14 protein-coding genes are annotated in these 15,842 nt (G+C 52.0%); 11 read left to right on the forward strand and 3 right to left on the reverse strand.

Annotated elements, in window-relative coordinates:
* Positions 1 to 72: 72 nt before the first annotated feature.
* The 9 genes from MNU25_RS09065 (at position 73) to MNU25_RS09105 (ending at position 10,928) form a co-directional block, all read left to right on the forward strand.
* Positions 73 to 1,725, forward strand: a complete 1,653-nt coding sequence (locus MNU25_RS09065) for an AMP-binding protein (protein WP_240984778.1) — start codon at positions 73 to 75, stop codon at positions 1,723 to 1,725.
* A gap of 39 nt (positions 1,726 to 1,764) precedes the next feature.
* Positions 1,765 to 2,631 carry a 3-hydroxyacyl-CoA dehydrogenase family protein gene (locus tag MNU25_RS09070; protein ID WP_240984779.1) on the forward strand — a complete coding sequence of 289 codons (867 nt, stop codon included), beginning with the start codon at positions 1,765 to 1,767 and terminating at the stop codon, positions 2,629 to 2,631.
* Positions 2,632 to 3,305: 674 nt separating this feature from the next.
* Entirely contained in the window at positions 3,306 to 4,601 is a 1,296-nt protein-coding gene (locus MNU25_RS09075; RefSeq protein ID WP_240984780.1) for a DUF362 domain-containing protein, read from the forward strand.
* A 209-nt stretch (positions 4,602 to 4,810) separates the two neighbouring features.
* Positions 4,811 to 5,608: an enoyl-CoA hydratase/isomerase family protein gene (locus MNU25_RS09080; RefSeq protein ID WP_240984781.1), complete on the forward strand. Its 798-nt coding sequence runs from the start codon at positions 4,811 to 4,813 to the stop codon at positions 5,606 to 5,608.
* 96 nt (positions 5,609 to 5,704) lie between these two features.
* Positions 5,705 to 6,187, forward strand: a complete 483-nt coding sequence (locus MNU25_RS09085; RefSeq protein WP_240984782.1) for an Lrp/AsnC family transcriptional regulator — start codon at positions 5,705 to 5,707, stop codon at positions 6,185 to 6,187.
* A gap of 133 nt (positions 6,188 to 6,320) precedes the next feature.
* Positions 6,321 to 8,999: a DEAD/DEAH box helicase gene (locus MNU25_RS09090; RefSeq protein WP_240984783.1), complete on the forward strand. Its 2,679-nt coding sequence runs from the start codon at positions 6,321 to 6,323 to the stop codon at positions 8,997 to 8,999.
* Positions 9,000 to 9,009: 10 nt separating this feature from the next.
* Positions 9,010 to 9,180: a hypothetical protein gene (locus MNU25_RS09095; RefSeq protein WP_240984784.1), complete on the forward strand. Its 171-nt coding sequence runs from the start codon at positions 9,010 to 9,012 to the stop codon at positions 9,178 to 9,180.
* 2 nt (positions 9,181 to 9,182) lie between these two features.
* Positions 9,183 to 9,923 carry an SWIM zinc finger family protein gene (locus MNU25_RS09100; RefSeq protein ID WP_240984785.1) on the forward strand — a complete coding sequence of 247 codons (741 nt, stop codon included), beginning with the start codon at positions 9,183 to 9,185 and terminating at the stop codon, positions 9,921 to 9,923.
* Positions 9,924 to 9,956: 33 nt separating this feature from the next.
* Positions 9,957 to 10,928 (forward strand): MBL fold metallo-hydrolase, encoded by a 972-nt coding sequence (locus MNU25_RS09105; RefSeq protein ID WP_240984786.1) that lies wholly within the window; start codon positions 9,957 to 9,959, stop codon positions 10,926 to 10,928.
* Positions 10,929 to 11,035: 107 nt separating this feature from the next.
* Here MNU25_RS09105 and MNU25_RS09110 read toward each other — a convergent pair whose 3' ends face one another.
* Positions 11,036 to 11,374: a type II toxin-antitoxin system PemK/MazF family toxin gene (locus MNU25_RS09110; protein WP_240984787.1), complete on the reverse strand. Its 339-nt coding sequence runs from the start codon at positions 11,372 to 11,374 to the stop codon at positions 11,036 to 11,038.
* The gene (locus tag MNU25_RS09115; protein WP_240984788.1) at positions 11,371 to 11,622 is read right to left on the reverse strand and encodes a toxin-antitoxin system protein; all 252 of its coding nucleotides are present in this window, start codon (positions 11,620 to 11,622) and stop codon (positions 11,371 to 11,373) included. Before MNU25_RS09115 ends, MNU25_RS09110 begins: the two co-directional genes overlap by 4 nt.
* A gap of 513 nt (positions 11,623 to 12,135) precedes the next feature.
* On the opposite strand from MNU25_RS09115, the gene MNU25_RS09120 reads away from it, so the two are divergent.
* Positions 12,136 to 12,972, forward strand: coding sequence for an enoyl-CoA hydratase/isomerase family protein (locus MNU25_RS09120; protein ID WP_240984789.1), 837 nt, complete (start codon positions 12,136 to 12,138; stop codon positions 12,970 to 12,972).
* 179 nt (positions 12,973 to 13,151) lie between these two features.
* Positions 13,152 to 14,309, forward strand: coding sequence for an acyl-CoA dehydrogenase family protein (locus MNU25_RS09125; RefSeq protein ID WP_240984790.1), 1,158 nt, complete (start codon positions 13,152 to 13,154; stop codon positions 14,307 to 14,309).
* Between the two features lie 296 nt (positions 14,310 to 14,605).
* Here the strand turns inward: MNU25_RS09125 and MNU25_RS09130 are convergent, their stop codons facing one another.
* Entirely contained in the window at positions 14,606 to 15,790 is a 1,185-nt protein-coding gene (locus MNU25_RS09130) for a CaiB/BaiF CoA transferase family protein (RefSeq protein WP_240984791.1), read from the reverse strand.
* Positions 15,791 to 15,842: the final 52 nt, after the last annotated feature.

Here is a 15,842-nt window from a genome sequence, read left to right on the forward strand (position 1 = left end):
GGCAAAGAGGTGGATTTTTGCCGCGCGCGCTGAAAAGGAAGGAGTCCGTATGACGGAAAGGGAGGAGTCCGTATGAATCCAAAGAAAGGGTGGCCACGGTCTTTGTCTCAGGTTTTGGAGTACCGCCTGGGTGCCAAGCCACTGCCCGAGTACCTCCGGGAACATGCGCTGAGGACCCCAGATAAGCCGGTGATTCAATGGTACGGCAGGGCCATTAGCTACAGCGAACTGGATGTTCTCAGTGACCGTTTCGCCGCTTTTCTGGCTGGTCTGGGGGTGAAGAAAGGGGATCGGGTGGCCCTCTTTCTGTCCAACTCACCTCAGTATTTTATCGTCCATTTTGGTATTCAGAAACTTGGGGCAATCGTTAGCCCATGCAGCCCTGCCTTCAAAGAATGGGAACTGGAGTATCAACTCAACGATCTTGACACTCAGGTTCTGGTGGCAGCAGACAGTCTTTACGGCGTAGTCGAAAAGATCAAGGATAAAACCGCGCTCAAACATATTATCTTGACCAGTTACGGGGACTTTTTACCGCTGGCTCCTCTGTTAAACGTTCCTGATGAACTTCGTGCGCCCAAACGGCAGGTCCCCGGGACGTATGACCTGATGACAGTCCTTGCGGATGTGGCAGGCAGTGCGGCGCAAATGGCCCTATCGTTGGAGAAGTTGGCTCTTGATGATTTGGCTCTAATGGTTTACACATCGGGGACCACCGGTAAACCGAAAGGAGCGATGTTAACCCATCGCAATGCGCTCTTCAAGGCAGCGGCCGCAGCTCAGAGCAATCAGGTAGGGGACAGCGATGTTCTGCTCTCCGTGGTTCCTCTGTATCACATTGCCGGAATGTTAATGGGACTCAATGTGACGGTTTATGCCGGAGCGACAACTGTTTTGCTGAACAGGTTTGACCCGGTCGCCGTTCTCCAGGCGATCCATCGCTATCATTGTACTTGGTGGTACAGTATCGCTCCCATGAATGTCGCCGTCATGCAGGTTCCTCAGGCCGGGGACTATGATCTCTCATCTCTTAAGAACAACATTGGCACCAGTTTTGGCATTACTCTGACGGAAGAACTCGACCGGGCCTGGCGAAATTTTACAAGGGGGTGTCCTCTGCACGAGGCTGCTTATGGTTTAAGTGAAACCCATACCGGCGATACATTCATGCCTTCAGAAGCAGTGAAATGGGGAACCCAAGGTATACCGACCTACGAAACGGAGATCAAGATTATCGATCCGGAAACCGGGGCGGAGAAAGGTCCCGGAGAGACGGGGGAGATACTCGTCTCCAATCCGGGGGTTTTTCAAGGATACTGGCGCAGGCCTGAGGCCACAGCCGTGACACTGAGAGATGGTTGGGTTCACAGCGGAGATATGGGCCAACTGGATGAGGACGGATATCTGGTCTTTTGCGGGCGTTATAAGGAAATGATCAAGGTTTCCGGTTACAGTGTTTTTCCGGAGGAAGTCGAGGAAATGCTCATCCGCCATGATGCAATTGCCCAAGTGGCGGTGATCGGTGTGCCGGATCCGCAAAGAGGTGAAGCCGTGAAAGCCTTTGTGGTCTTAAAACCGGGGAAGAGTGTGTCAGAGGAAGGGATCATCGCCTGGGCCAGGGAGCGCATGTCCCACTATAAAGCCCCTCGTTCTGTGGAGCTTCGTCAGTCCCTTCCGGTGACAGGAGCGGGCAAATTGCTGCGCAGGCTGCTTAAGGACAGTTGAGAAGGGTAGAAAATAACTTTGCGGAGGTGCATTGAAACGATGAAAGTGGAAGATATCAAAAAAATATCTGTGGTGGGCGCCGGCAATATGGGGCATCAGATTGCCATCAGCGCCGCCCTGGCAGGTTATCAAGTCAGTGTAACCGACATTAGCTCCGGGATGCTCAGCCAAGCGGAGAATTTTGCCAAAAAATATCTCCCTGAACGGGTTACGAAGGGAAAGCTGTCCCAGGATATCGCTGAGCGTACCTTGGCCAATCTGAAGTTTACCCTAAGTTTGGAAGAAGCAGTGAGCGACGCCGACTACGTCATTGAAGCGGCGGTGGAACAACTGGATGTCAAGCGCAAACTTTTTACAGACATTGATAGATTGGCTCCATCCCATGCTATCTTGGCCACGAATAGCTCCTTTATCGTGAGCTCGAAAGTTGCCGACGCAACCAAACGCCCGGATAAAGTGTGCAACATGCATTTCTTCAATCCGGCTCTGGTCATGAAACTTGTGGAAGTCGTGCAGGGGCCCCATACCTCTGACGAGACAGCGCAGGTTACGGTGGATTTGGCTGAAAAAATGGGCAAAACCCCCGTCTGGCTGAAGAAGGAAATTTACGGTTTCCTCGTCAACCGGATCCTGGCTGCTATCACCAACGAAGCTGTGTTTCTGGCGGACATGGGAATTGCCACCCCTGAGGAGATAGATACTGCGGTGACCCAGGCTTTGGGACATCCCATGGGACCGTTCCGTCTGATGGATTTAACCGGCATCGATTTGGTGTATGACATCGGGATGGAGCGCTATCAGGAAACCAGGGACCCGAAAGACAAGCCGTCCCCTCTGATTGTTGAGAAATATGTCAAGAAGGAATGGGGCAAAAAAACTGGCCGAGGTTTCTACAGTTACGAGTAAGACCGTTCATCTTCTCGGTTGTCCCTCCCGCGGGCTAAGAGTTACCCACATAGGGTGAACTCGTTCAACAAAAGCTGAACATCACGATAGTGTCCTGTGGACACTATCGCCGAACCGCAAGCTTTCAAAGAATACTTGTGCGCTGAGGATGACTTCGGTGACGATAGTCTCCGATGACGTTAGTTTCCAGTGGAGACTATCGCCGAAGCCGCACGCTGTCACAGGATGACCCGACGGCTGAGGATGACTATCGCTGCAGGCACTGGGCGTGTGAAATTATGCTTTTATGCCGAAGGCGTCATTGTCCGGTGGACAATGACGGCCGAAGGCTGAGTCTACCCCCACCGACGCGGGGCACGGGGTACCACTCCCACTTCATGGAGGTCCGGAGAAGTGGGAGTTTCACGCTTGGATGAACCCACGCTTAAAACCTGAAGAAGGGTGGGTTGCTTGATTTGGAGGAGATGTCGGAGTAGAAAGAAGGAATTTGCCGGCGAATGCAGTAATTAGTAATAATACTCTAGGAACGGTGTGCAATGGGAACGGCCTGCTCTGGAAACGAAGTACCCTATAAACGTTTTGCTTAGCCGTAAGAGAAGCATTCATGATTTAACACCGTTTTTCCGCAAACAGGCTAAAGCTACTTTCAAAATGCCAAGAAAGGACCTACGAAGATGATGAAACCGAGGGTATCCCTGGTAAAATTCCAAGACCCTTATGAATCTGTACGAAGTGTGATTGAGCTGTGCGATGGTTTGGCGGGGCTGAAAAGGGATGACAAGATCCTGATAAAACCGAATATTGTGAGCTGGGATTTCGATCTGCCCTTTCCGCCCTATGGGGTTGTAACCACAACTACAGTGATGCAGGCTCTGGTCAGAGTGCTTAAAGAAGCGGGTTTTGATCACCTGACGATTGGTGAAGCACCTTTGCCTAACATACAAGTTAAGGATAAATCGATCTTCGAGACGATTGGCTATGATAAGCTGGCCAAACGCTATGGGGTGCGGCTGGTTGATTTTAATCAGGAAAAATTCGAAGAAGTGGACTTTGGTTCCTTCAAACTCTCTTTGGCCAAAAGCGTTTTGGCAGCGGACAAGATTATCAATGTCCCCGTGCTGAAAACCCATAATCAGGCCAAGGTTTCCCTGGGTATCAAAAATTTGAAAGGGGTTCTCAACCGTAAATCGAAAATGTTCTGCCACGGCACGGGTGAATTTGACTTGCTCCTGACTTTTCCCAGGATCATTGAGAAGCTTCCCGTCGCTCTGACGCTCATTGACGGGGTTTACACTTTGGAAAAAGGACCCGGGCCCACGGGCAAAGCCTACCGTAAGAATCTGCTCATCGCCTCGCGGGATGCCTTGGCCTGTGATTTAGTGGGAGCCAATGTACTGGGCTATAAAGGGGAAGATGTTCCCTATCTGAGGGATTTTGCCGCACGGGCAGGGTATGGCTTGAACCTCGGCGATATAGACATCAGAGGAGAGGACGTTGAGACCCAGCGTGAGTTCGTGGATTATGACTGGGAATGGACAGAAGACGACACGGGTCCGGCCGGTTTCAAGAAGCGGGGAATTGGCGGGCTCGCCATCCGGAAATACGATAATTCCCTCTGCACAGGCTGTTCGATGCAGTATAATCCCATGCTCATTCTCCTGTCATCGGCCTATAAAGGAGTGCCCTTTCCCAATGTGGAACTGGTGAGCGGGAAGCAGCAAATGGCAGCCGCGGGTTTTGAGCACACGATTCTTTTTGGCCACTGCGCCGTGGCTCTGAATCAAGGGAATTCCCGGATCAAACATGCCATTGCTGTAAAAGGCTGCCCGCCGGACATGAAACAGTTTGCCGAAATTCTGCGCGGGGAAGGGATCGTCGTGGATGAGGCGGAATATATCAAATATCGCCACTATATTTTTAACCGTTACAAGGGGAAAGAGGAATTCGATTTAGACCACTGGACGTTGTAGGTCCGGCGTTTTTGGGATTCCGGACGAAAGGTGAGGCGGGCGGGTTTTTGCTCAGCAATGTGTCAGGGCGGCGGATACCTGAGTTAGCAGTGTGGATCTACGCCATGAGGGCAGGCTCGAATCGACGGTCGGCCGGGCGGAGGATTTGATGGGGACTAAGTCGCGTGAGGCGTCCCGAAGAACCTGGAGAGAAGGAGTGAATGGAGTCAATGGAGTTAACGAAGTTTACCACTTTGACCCTGGAAAAAAGGGAAGGAGTCGGCATTATTACTTTGAATAGACCGGAAGTCTTGAACGCTCTCGATTTTGATATGAGCAGGGACTTAGGAGAAGCTGTCGTGCGGGTCCGCGATGATGAGGGGGTGCGAGCCGTTATCCTGACCGGGGCAGGCCGGGCTTTTTGCTCCGGCGGAGACATCAAAGGCATGCTGGCGCGCTTAAGCCAGGGGGCCTCCGGCCGACGGGAGGCCCTGAAAACCGTCTACCGCTGGTTGCTCGAGCTCATCAATCTCGAGAAGCCGGTGATTGCGGCTGTCAACGGTTATGCCTACGGGGCCGGGTTAAGTATCGCTTTAGCGGCGGATATTCTCATAGCCGCCGAATCAGCGGATTTTGCGCTTTCTTTTCTCAAACTCGGGTTAACACCTGATTTTGCCGGCGGGTATTTGCTTCCCAGAGCCATTGGTCTCAACCGGGCCAAACTCTTCACCTTGACAGCCGACAGTTTCGGTGCTGAGATGGCCCGGGAGTTCGGCCTGGTGAGTAAAGTGGTGCCGGACGGGGAACTGCCGGCTGCGGCCTGGCAACTCGCCCGGCGTTTGGCTGACGGTCCGACGCGCGCTCTGGGTCTGACCAAGATAATGCTGAATAAGAGCCTGAATTTCAACTTGCTCGATTTTCTGGAATTGGAAGCTTCCTATCATGCCCTGAGCGGCGGGACTGAGGATTTTCAGGAAGCCGTAAAGGCATTTGGGGAAAAGAGAAAACCCGAGTTTAAAGGACGTTAGGGGTGGTTTGGCGCCAGCCGAGTCTTCTTTGCTTGCAATTTGTTTAAATAGGAAGTATAATAGCTACATAAACAAAGGAAACAAAGGTGAGACGGCTTGGACGCTATCGATTTAAAGGCTATTTCCCAATTGACGGCAAATGCCCGCATATCATGGGCAGACCTTGCGGTTTGTCTTGGACTGTCGAGCCCCGCCGCAGCAGAACGTGTGCATCGTCTGGAGGAGCAAGGGATAATTAAGGGTTTTGCCGCTGTCGTCGATCCCGAAGCCGTCGGCTGTGGTCTGACGGCTTTCGTTGCGGTTACCTTGGAACGTCCGGAACACCGCCAGCCTTTTTTAGAAAAGATGGCGGAAATGCAAGAGGTGCAGGAATGCCACCATGTGGCCGGCGAGCATGATTACTTGCTAAAAGTACGGTGCAGAGGAACACGAGATTTGGAACGTGTGGTGAGTGATGAGCTCAAAAGCATACCCGGTGTCGCAAGAACCCGAACTGCCATCGTGATGAGTACGCCTAAAGAGACGCCGATACCTCCTGTGTTTCCGGAGCACGTCATTGATGCTTCGGCCCGAAGGTAGAAGGAGGGGCAGATTGTCTGCCCTCGTTATCATGGGGTTCGGAATTTTTGCTATCGCGAGCTCAAACGTAGAAAAAATGTTCAGGTAGAAAAGGTTTTATGGGTATCGGGCTGAGTTTGGAAGGGTGGATTCTTTGGCGAGCGGAACTAAAGAACTGATCGTATTAATCCGGCAGGAAGGATTCGAACTGGACTGGGAGATAGCGGGAGACGAACTCGACAACCGGCAAATACTTTGGCAGGAAGAATTGTACGAAAAATACCGGGAGGATCCCAAGAGATTTCTCCTTTTTCTCGGCTTTGCCGAGCCAACGGCACCACTGTCCGCTTCCCTTCGTTTTCTCAAAGCCTTGGCTGCTTCTTTTGTCAAAGCGCTTGCCCAAACTCCGGATCTGGAGTTCTTAAGAGAGCAGGCAGTTATTGAATCGGAAGGGAAAGACATTGAACGGATGTTAGGGGATGCCCCCTATATGAACGGCGCGGAGAATCTGAATCCGGATTGGCTGGAGACGCTTTGGCGCCAAATGAATGAGGTGTTTTGCGGAGAAATCAAGACTTACCGGGGGAGCGTCGCCCAATATTTTGCCGCCCAGAGCCCGGGGATACAGCCTGTGGGGCGGGTTTTCTTTCATCTGGTGGAAAGCAAGGAAGGGGATTATCCCTTTGCGTTTCTGGCTACCTACTCTTCCGGCGCGGGCCAAAAGGGAAAATCAAAGCATCTGCCGCTAAAAAATGCCTTGGTACAGTACAAGGAAGATAACAAGAAACTGCTGGAGCTTCTCGCAACGGTGAATAAGGCGGCGGAAAAAAGCGAGTTGATTGCCGACTTTGTGGACTCCGGGGAGATATTTCACCCACTCGGCCTGAGCGGCGTCGAAGCGTATACATTTCTGCGGGAAATCCCGCTCTATGAAGGCGCGGGGATTCTGTGCCGCATGCCTAACTGGTGGAAGACCAAAGCGAATTCCTTGCGCCTATCAGTGACCATCGGGAATAAAGTCCCTTCCCGTCTGGGGGCTGAGGCTTTGATCGACTTTGACGCCCGATTATCCTTGGGTGAAGAAGAGATGACGGTTGAGGAATTACGACAGCTGCTTTCCGAAACGGAGGGGCTGGCCTTTATCAAAGGCAAATGGGTGGAAGTGGACCACGAAAAACTGAAACAAACCTTAGCGGCTTATGAACGGGCCCTCAAGCTCAAGGACAAAACGGATCTGACCCTGGTGGAAGCTATGCGTTTTCAACTGCAAGCCGCCAAAATCCTAAACGTTCCCCAGGAAGCCTGCGAATTGGAAATAAGCAACGGGGAGTGGCTGAGCACGGTCGTGACCCGGTTGACGCGTCCGGAAGAAATAAAACCTATAGCCGCGGGGGGGGATTTTCAGGCTCAACTGAGGACCTACCAAGATAAAGGGCTGTCCTGGCTGAATTTCATGAAGTCTTTGGGACTGGGAGCTTGCCTGGCCGATGATATGGGACTGGGCAAAACGATCCAAGTGATCGCGCTTTTGAACTATCTGCGGACGCAGAAGCGCGACAAGGCGGAAGAAACGGAAAAGGCCCTGTTAGTCGTGCCGGCGTCCCTGATAGCCAATTGGGTGAAGGAGATTGGCAAATTTGCCCCTTCCTTGACATACTGTATTTTGCACCCTTCCGGGGAGAAACTGCCGGACGGCGCGGACATCTCCTCTTTTCTCAGGAAATATGATATATTTATCACGACTTATGGCATGCTCTTACGCTATGCTTGGCTGGCAGAGGTGACCTGGGATTCCCTGATCCTGGATGAAGCCCAGGCGATTAAGAACCCCGGAACTAAACAGACCAGAGCGGTGAAAAAAATCAAAGCGGCTCATAGAATAGCCCTCACCGGGACGCCGGTTGAAAACCGCCTAACCGATCTCTGGTCCCTGTTCGACTTTTTAAACAAAGGGCTTTTAGGAAGTGCCAAGGAGTTTTCCGATTTTGCCAAAAAACTACAGGAAAGCCGGGCAGGTTATTCCCGGCTGAAAAAAGTGGTCAGCCCCTTCATCCTCAGAAGGTTAAAGACGGATAAAACGATAATCGCTGATTTGCCGGAAAAGATCGAAATGAAAGCATTTGCCGCGCTTACGAAAAAGCAGGCGGCCCTTTACAACGCCCTGGTCCGGGAAATAAAAAGAAAGCTTGAAGCGGGCGGACCGGGGATCGAGCGCAAAGGGCTGATCCTGGCTTCCCTTCTCAAATTCAAACAGATTTGCAACCATCCGGATCAATATCTGGGGCAGGATCTCTATGCGGAAAGCGAGAGCGGGAAATATGCCCGGCTGCGGGAAATCTGCGAAACGATTTATGACAAAAGAGAAAGGGTCCTGGTGTTTACTCAGTTCAAAGAAATTACCGGACCGCTGCAAGAATTCCTGGCGAGGGTCTTCCAGCATCAAGGGCTTGTTCTGCACGGAGAAACCCCTGTGAGCAAAAGGCAGCAGATTGTGGAGAAATTCCAGGGCCCGGAATATGTGCCGTTCCTCGTCCTTTCGATTAAAGCCGGGGGTGTGGGCTTGAACCTGACTGCAGCCAACCATGTTATCCATTTTGACCGCTGGTGGAACCCGGCGGTGGAAAATCAGGCTACGGACAGGGCCTTCCGGATCGGGCAGCTAAAAAATGTCGTGGTCCATAAGTTTATAACTAAAGGGACAATCGAAGAAAAAATCGATTTACTGATCGAGGAGAAGAGCAAATTGTCCCAGGAGATTATTCCGGACATCCAGGAAAACTGGCTTACGGGAATGGACAATCGGGAATTGATGGAGTTGTTCAGACTGAGTTAGGAGGATCATTTTGAGCGGAGCGGCGGATCAACAAGGGCCTGAAGGGATGTTCGGCTGCGTTACGGAGCGGCGGGGGTGTGATTCAGGAACAACTCTGATGCCCTCGGGGTATGGCGTTGCCAAAGGGGCGTGGGAGTCAGACTCTCAAAGCGTGAGAGTTTTGGGCGAGGAGGAGGTATAGCGGTGGCTTACTATGGATTCCCGCAATATGTCTCGGTCGCGGAAAAACGAGCCAAGGCGCAAAAGAGTCTGGAGAAGCTGAGGAAGAAAAATCCGGAGATTGCCCCAGTCATCATAGAAGGTCGGAAACTGGCCCGGACGTGGTGGGGCAAAGCCTGGAACGACAACCTGGAAAGTTACTCAGATTATGCCAACCGCCTGGGAAGAGGACGCAGCTATGTTCGCCGCGGAGCCGTACTGGATTTGCGGATCGCGCCGGGTAAGGTCGCGGCTCTCGTCCAGGGAAGCTCAGCCAAGCCATATCGGGTCGAAATCACCGTTCAACCTCTGAGCAAGCGCAATTGGCTGGCCATTACCTCGGCTTGTGAAGGTAAAATAGATTCCTTGCCCGAACTGCTGGCAGGCAAGTTTCCCAAAGCGCTGGCCGAATTGTTTACGGTCCAGGGGAAGGGATTGTTCCCGGCTCCCAAAGAAATATCACTGAGTTGCAGCTGTCCGGATTGGGCGACGATGTGCAAGCATGTAGCGGCAGTGCTTTATGGCGTCGGTGTCCGCTTGGACGAGGATCCCGCTCTCTTTTTCGTCTTGCGCAATCTGAAGGTTGAAGAACTAGTCACCCAGGCAATTGTGCGCAAATCAGAGACCCTGCTTAAGAAATCAGGCCGCAAGAGCGGGCGGATTATCGATAACGGGGATCTGGCCGGGATGTTTGGCATTGAGATGGAAACGGAAGATAAAGAGTGATTATAGATTAAAAAAAAGATAGAAGGTTTGCTCATGCTGGTACACGAAGGACTGAGAATTTACCAAATCAGGCTTCCTCTGCCTTTTCGGCTGAACCATGTCAACAGTTACGCGATCAAAGGCCAAGAGGGCTGGTGGTTGGTCGACACAGGCTTAAACACAGAACCCAGTCGGCAAGTCTGGCAGCGATTTATGAAGGAAGAAAACATCGCAGCGCGGGATGTCTTGGGGATCTACATCACTCATGCTCACCCGGACCATTTCGGAGCCGCGGGTTGGCTGCAGGGTCTGACGCAGGCTCCGGTGTTCATCAGTACCGTGGATAAGGCAGCCGTTGACAGGATATGGCGGGACAAAAGTCAGAAAATGGTGGATGCGGTCAGCGCAATGTTTAAGGCCAACGGCATGCCGGCCCCTATAACCAAAGAAGCCACTTTGACGATGCATACGTTGGCGGCCGGGACGGATCCACTGCCGCGGTTCAGTACGCTGGAAGGCGGCAGTAGGGTGAGATTGGGCGATTTTGAGTACCGGACGATTCTGACCCCCGGCCATGCGGACGGGCATATTTGTTACCTGAATGAAGAGTTCGGTCTTCTGCTCTCCGGTGATCACCTGCTGCCAAAGATCACTTCGAATATCAGTCTCTGGCCGGGCGGCAGCCCGGATCCGCTGGCCGACTATCTGCAGTCGTTACGGGACAGCCTTCGCTTGCCTGTCGAATTGGACTTTCCCGCTCACGGTCAGCCCTTTAAGAACGTGAGAGAGCGGATTCATGAACTGCTCACCCATCATCAAGAAAGACTGAATCTAATGAAAGGGCTGGTAAGCGGGGAGACAACCGTGTACACTGTCTGCCGCCAGGTTTTTGGCGACGCTTTGAGTGCACATGAGGTGAGGTTTGCCATGGCCGAGACAGCGGCCCATTTAGTGTACATGGTTCATCGGGGAGAACTTGTCGCCGAAGAAAGGGAAAGCGTCTTTAGGTACCGAAAGTCTTCTTAAGATGCCGAAAGTCTTCTTAAGACACCGAAAGTCTTCTTGGGATGCCCTGGCTGCTTGGCTGGGATTCACTGCCCGTCTTAGGTACGAGGACTGTGATCTGATGATTCTCACAGACCCAATAATATTTGGATTCTGTCCTCCACAAGTTCTATGGCAGCAGGGGACAGCGCTCCCAGCCTGTTGGCCAGTCTATTCTTAGAAACAGAGCGTATGTCCTCACACTTGACATAACTGGTTGATGTCAAACCACCTTCCGGCGGCTGGACCTCAACATGAAAGGGTATCCCTTTGGACCGGGTCGTTATAGGTAGGACAACTACCAGCCCGGCGGGACCGCAGTTAAATAAATCGACAGAGAAAATCAAAGCGGGCCTTGTACCAGACTGTTCATGTCCTCGAACAGGGTTTAAATTAACCAACCAAACATCTCCGCGCCTGGGATTCATCGATTATCCTCCCATAAATCATCGTTACAGGTTGTTTCCCATTCCTGGCGTTCAGACAATTCCTCTTGCCATAGCTCGGGCTTTTTTTGCAGTTCTGCAAAGGCATTATTTGCCTGTTGCAGAAAAACCTGCCTGCGGTATGCTTCTATGGCTTTGTCTAAGGTGGTTTGCGTAGGTTCTCCGGTTTGCAGGGCGATCTGCTTTAACACCTGTAATGTAGAGGAATTGATTCTTATGGTTGTGGACATGATAACGCCTCCTCGGTCGGCTGGTGGCTTCGCCAAAAGGCCCGGCGGAAGCCGAGTTTTTTTCTAAAGTGTGCCTTGTAAGCGAGTCCGGAACTCCCGGTCGCATTGATCGCATTTTCACTGTGTTTTCGGAACGGACCGCTCATGACCATTTCTTTGCCTTAGTATACGTACTTGTATACTGAAATGTCAATCAAGATGTTAACTAAGATGTGAACCAAGATGTTGACTGAATATTTTCTTACCGTCCGCCTAGGGATATCGGCTGCTTAATGAGATTTTTCGGCGACTCGGCGCCAAACTCTGGCACAAAATGTGGTGAGAGGTTAAAATAAACATATGCCCTAAGCGGAACACAGTTCCAGTTAACGGAACGTGGAAAATTGAGGAGCCGGCCTCGGTTAAAACTTGTGCCGAGGTTGTTTTCCGACACTGAGGAAAGCATGGTTTGGCCGGGGATATGGGATTTTGGGACGAAATTGGGTGCTAGAGAGCAAAGGGAGGAAAAATAACATGGCCGAAACTAACCAACATTTGCTGTATGAGAAACAAGGTTACATCGCCAGAATTATTCTGAATAGGCCGGAGGCCTTGAATGCCTTTTCTTTGCCGATGATCCGGGGATGGGCTAAGGCCTTGGCGGATGCTGAGGAGGATCCTAAAATTAGGGTCGTGGTCCTGACAGCCAGGGGAAAAGCGTTCTGTGCCGGAGGGGATACTAAGACCATGCTGGCGGGCAGAGGGTTTATTGCCGGGGACGAAGAAGGCGAGAGCTGGGGGCCCAAAGCGCTGGATCGTAAGCACTCCTTAACACAGCACATTCATAAAGTGGCCCTTACGCTGGAGAGGATGGACAAACCGGTTATCTGTGGGATTCAAGGTGCAGCGGTGGGGGCCGGTCTGGACATGGCCTTGATGTGTGATTTGCGTTTGGCGGCTGAGAGCGCCAAATTGTCAGCCGGATATGTCAAAGTTGGCCTCGTGCCGGGTGATGGAGGCGCATTTTTCCTGCCGCGCTTGATTGGTACGGCTAGAGCTTTAGAACTATTATGGACCGGTGATTTTGTGACCGCCGCGGAAGCCGCGGCAATGGGCTTGGTCAACAGGGTGGTGCCTGATGAAGCACTGGAACAGAGCACTCTGGCCTTGGCAGGGAAAATTGCCCAGTCCCCTCCGGTTTCTGTACGCATGATTAAACGGGCGGTCTATTCCGCGCAGCGAACCCAGGATTTGCGCACGGCTCTGGATTTGATTTCATCTCAAATGGCCATCGTCACTGAACTTGAGGATTACCGCGAGGGTCTAGTGGCACTGACCGAGAAACGGCCTCCGGTTTTCCAAGGAAAGTGAGCTTATTTGACTAAAGATGAATTAGCCAATTAATTTGTTGATTTTAGCTTAAGCTGGACGAGTTTACGGATGTATTAATAGCTTAAAAAGGGACCTTCGCCGAGGATCAGGGATAAATTTTGGGCACCAATATTCCTAGGCCCAGGGGACCCATTAGTTCAAAAAGAGGGGGAGCGATAATGGAATTTACCTTATCGGAAGAGCAGAAGATGTTACAGGACGCGGTGCGCAAGTTTGCCGAGCGGGAAATACGCCCCACGATGGAGGAGGATCTTAAAAACCACGTTTTCCGTCCGGAAATCGTCAAGAAAATGGGGGACGCCGGTTTTCTCGGTTGTGCGATTCCGGAGGAGTACGGGGGAAACGGCATGGGAATCCTTGAATCCGTACTCATAGGCGAGGAACTGGCTAAACTCAACGCCTCCTGGCGGCTGCCCCTGAACATGCAAAACATTGGTCCGGCGCTGACGGTCAATCAATTCGGCACAGCGGAGCAAAAAGCTGGGTATCTGCCCGGTTGGGTCAGCGGAGAGAAGCTTGGTTTTTTTGCCATTACCGAAGCCAATACCGGTTCAGACGTCGTCAGCATGCAGACGACGGCGGCGGACCGTGGGGATCATTGGGAAATCAATGGCAGCAAGATGTGGATTTCGCAAGCGTCTTACGGGGATTATGGCCTGCTCTATGCCTATACGGATCGGAGCAAGAAACACAAAGGGATTACCTGTTTCATCGTGAATTTAAAGGAAACGCCCGGAATTACCGTTCGCGACATTACGACCAAGATGGGGTTGGCCAACGCACCGACGGGTGAAATCGTCTTTGATGGGGCCAAGATTGGAAAAGATTCTGTGCTGGGGAACGTGGGTGACGGGTTTAAGATCTGCATGTGGCAGTTGAACAACACTCGGATCAGTTGTGCCGCCGGAGCCATCGGTGTGAGCGGCGCGGCTCTGGAGGCGGCGGTTCAGTACGCGAATGAAAGGACGCAATTTGGGCAGAAAATCGGCGCCTTTCAAATGATCAAGTCTTCTATTGCCGAAATGACGGCGGAACACCATGCCGCTCAACTCTTGGTCTACCGGGCGGCGTGGCTCAAAGATCAGGGTTTGCCCAATCAGTTCGAAACTTCCATCGCCAAGTATTTTTCCGCGGAGTCTGCCGTGCACATTGCAAACGAAGCCATGAAGATTCTCGGTTCCTTTGGCTATTCTTCGGAATACCCGGTGGAGCGTTATCTGCGGGACGCCAAGTCCTTCCAGGTCGTGGAAGGAACATCTAATATCCAAAAGCTGATTATTTCGGGTGTGGCTTTGGGAGAAGCCCCCAACCGTTAAGAGCACCCGGAGCAGTCTATCACATGCGCGAAGGATCGGCGATATTCTCCATGAAGCCACCGCCTCTTAGCCAACGCATAGGCGGCGGAGATTCTGCTACCTGAAGGAGAACCGAGGGAAGGGCTCATCTTGGAGTTATAGGGATTGTTTAAGGACCACCCGCAGCGGTGGTCCTTAAACAATGGCTAGGTAATAAGGTTGGGGTTGCGTAAATCCTTTGAGCTGCGTGAGTTCGATGACGGGCTGGTTTATTGGGGGGCCAAGTTATAACGGGGAGGGTCAAGTTCCTGGGAGAGCTAAATGACACCTTTGCTGCGCAGTTCGGTGATGAGCTCATCGGAGTATCCCAATTCCCTCAGCACTTCCTCGGTGTGTTGTCCGAGCAAGGGGGGATGCAGACGATACTGGGGTGGGGTACGTGAAAGCTTAATCGGATTGCCCAGGACTTTAATTCTGCCGGCTTTGAGGTGTCCCATTTCCACGACCATTTGACGGTGTTGCGTCTGAGGATGATTCACGACTTGGGAAATCGTATTAACCAGTCCGCAGGGTACGCGGGCGGCTTGCAGAAGATTGATCCAGTCTTGGGCATTTTTCTCCAGGAACAGTTTGTAAAGGATTTCATTGAGGCTCTCGCGGTTCTGAACCCGGTCCGTATTGGTGATAAATTTCGGATCGTTCTCCAAAGTCAGCCCGACGGCCGTACAGAAGCGCTGCCAGATGGCGTCATTGCCAACGGCCAAGACGAAGTATTGATCCTTGGCCGGGTAAGCTTGATAGGGAACGATGGTGGGATGGGCGGAACCCATGCGTATTGGGTCTTTTCCCGTGGCAAAGTAATTTGTGGCCATGTAGGTAAGCCAAGATGTTTCGGTATCCAGAAGGGAAATGTCGACATACTGCCCTTTCCCGGTTGCCTTTTTGACCATGAGAGCGGACATGATGCCTAAGGCTGCGTACATGCCGGCTCCGATATCAATGAGAGCCACCCCAACGCGGACCGGCGCGCCGTTTTTTTCTCCGGTGATGGACATGAGTCCTCCCAGGCCCTGCATCATCAGATCGTAGGCCGGGACGCTCTTAAAGGGTCCATCCTGACCGAATCCTGATATTGAACAGTAAATGATTTCCGGATTAACCCGGCGCACCGCTTCGTAGTCAATGCCCAGACGGCCGACCGTGCCCGGCAGAAAATTTTCGACGATGACGTCGGATTCTGAGGCCAGTTTGAGCAAGATCTCCTTTCCCTTTTCGCTTTTCAGATCCAGGGTTATGCTCCGTTTATTTCTATTGATACTCAGGTAATAGGAACTTTCGCCTGCAACAAAGGGTGGGCCCCACGCTCTGGTCTCGTCGCCTTTTACCGGCATTTCGACCTTGAGTACTTCCGCTCCTAAATCTCCTAAGAGCATAGTACAAAACGGACCGGTCAACACCCTGGATATGTCCAAAATCTTTATTCCCTCTAACGGCGCATACACTGAAGACGACCCCTTTCCCATCCCGACACGATTAGTGTTGGGGTATTTCTCT

The organism is Acididesulfobacillus acetoxydans (genome assembly GCF_902729405.1).
GTDB lineage: Bacteria > Bacillota > Desulfitobacteriia > Desulfitobacteriales > Desulfitobacteriaceae > Acididesulfobacillus > Acididesulfobacillus acetoxydans.